This window comes from Kitasatospora sp. NPDC049258 (genome assembly GCF_040678895.1).
In the GTDB taxonomy this organism is placed as follows: Bacteria; Actinomycetota; Actinomycetes; order Streptomycetales; family Streptomycetaceae; genus Kitasatospora.
The window spans coordinates 1-2,088 of sequence record NZ_JBFAQT010000103.1 but is presented as its reverse complement, the minus strand read 5'-3'; the positions used below and the strand labels follow the sequence as shown (position 1 = coordinate 2,088).

The following is a 2,088-nucleotide window of genomic DNA, read 5'->3' as shown; positions in this document are numbered from 1 at the left end:
CAAGAACTCCAAGGACTTCCCCGCCGAGGCCTTCGCCCCCACCACCATGGTCGACGCCACCACCTGGAAGACCGCCGGCGTCACCTGCAACTGACCCGCGACGCCCGCTCCGCCGGGCCCCACGAGCGACCACCCGCGAAGCACCCCGAGGTGACCCGATGAGCAACGCCCCCGACCCGAGGCCGGATCCCCGCCCGCCCGCCGAACGCGCCGACCGCGCGCCCACGCCCGGCACCGCGGGGGTGCGGGGGGTCGGGAAGCGGTTCGGCGCGGTGCGGGCGCTGGAGGGGGTCACCCTGGACTTCCCCGGCGGGCAGGTGACCGCGTTGATGGGGGAGAACGGCGCGGGCAAGTCCACCCTGCTGAAGATCCTCACCGGTGACCACCGGCCGACCGAGGGGCACGTCCTGCTGGACGGGCGGCAGGTCGAGCTGAGGTCACCGGCCGAGGCCCGCGCCGCCGGCATCCGGATCATCCCGCAGGAACCCGAGATCATCCCGCACGTCTCGGTCGCCGAGAACGTCTACGCCGGCGCGCTGCCCCGACGCGCCGGCCGCCGCCTCGACCGGGCCGAACTGCGCCGGCGCATCCACGCCGACCTGGAACGGCTCGGCTTCGCCGACGTGCTCGACCCCGACCTGCTCGGCTCCCAGCTCACCCCCGCCCAGCGCCAACTCGTCGAGATCATGCGCGCCCTGACCGGCGACGCCAAGCTGATCGCCTTCGACGAGCCCACCTCCTCGCTCTCCGAGCACGAGGTGGACGCGCTCTTCGCCCTGATCCGGCGGCTGCGCGAGACGGGCATCGCCATCGTCTACGTCTCCCACCGGATGAAGGAGATCTTCCAACTCGCCGACCGCATCGCCGTGCTGCGCGACGGCGCCCTGGTCGGCGTCCAGGCCGCCGCCACCACCGACGACGGCGAGCTGGTGCGCCTGATGGTCGGCCGCGACCTGTCCACCATGTTCACCCGCCCGCACGTCGCCACCGACCGCCTGGTCCTCGACGTCGAGGGCGTCACCACCGACCACGTCCGCGACATCTCCCTGCAGATCCACGCCGGCGAGGTCGTGGGCCTGGCCGGACTGATCGGTGCCGGACGCTCCGAACTCGCCCTCGCCCTCGCCGGCGACCACCCCGTCCACCACGGCACCGTCACCCTCGACGGGGTGCGCCTGCGCCCCGGCCGCCCCGGCGCCGCCATCAAGGCGGGCCTGGGCCTGGCCCCCGAGGAACGAAAGGCCCAGGCCCTGCTGCTGCACCGCTCCGTGCGGGACAACACCTCCCTCGTCGTCCTCGACCGGCTGCGCCGCCTGCGGTTCGTACGCCGCGGCGCCGAACGCGCACTCGCCCAGCAGTACACCGACCGGCTGCGGGTGCGCACCCCCTCCGTCGAGCACGAGGTCCGCAAGCTCTCCGGCGGCAACCAGCAGAAGGTCGTCCTCGCCCGCTGGCTCGCCCGCAAGCCCAAGGTGCTGATCCTGGACGAACCCACCCGCGGTATCGACGTCGGCGCCAAGGCCGAGATCTACCAGATCATCGCCGACCTCGCGAAGGAAGGCGTCGCCCTGCTGGTCATCTCCTCCGAACTCCCCGAGATCCTCGGCCTCGCCGACCGCGTCGTCGTCATGCAGGGCGGCCGCATCACCGGCGAGCTCGACCGCGCACACGCCTCCGAGGAGGCCATCCTCGCCCTGGCCATGGCCGACGACCTCACCCCCACTCCAGGAGCACCCGCATGAGCGCCACCACCACCCCCCGGGCCACCGCCAAGGACACGCTCGAAGGCGGCCCGGCCGGCGGCCGCGCCCGTGCCGTCCTCGGCTCGCTCAACGGGCAGAACCTCAGCCTGATCGGCGCCCTGGTCGTCGTGCTGGCCCTGTTCGGCTTCCTCAACGACAACTACCTCTCCGTGTCGAACATGCAGGTCATCGCCGAGGCCGCCACCATCACCGGCCTGCTCGCCGTGGTGCAGACCGTCGTGATCATCTGCGGCGGCCTCGACATCTCCGTCGGCTCCCAGGCCGGCGTCGCCTCCGTGGTCAGCGCCATGGCCTTCACCTCCACCGGCGCCAACCCCTTCGCCGG

At 72.9% G+C, this 2,088-nt stretch carries 1 protein-coding gene and 1 pseudogene; both read left to right on the top strand.

Going from position 1 to position 2,088, the window contains the following annotated elements:
- Positions 1–158: 158 nt before the first annotated feature.
- Positions 159–1,742: a sugar ABC transporter ATP-binding protein gene (locus tag AB0K43_RS31375; protein WP_363645808.1), complete on the top strand. Its 1,584-nt coding sequence runs from the start codon at positions 159–161 to the stop codon at positions 1,740–1,742.
- Positions 1,739–2,088: pseudogene (locus AB0K43_RS31370) on the top strand (ABC transporter permease); the annotation flags it as partial. The gene AB0K43_RS31375 and the pseudogene AB0K43_RS31370, both read left to right, overlap by 4 nt.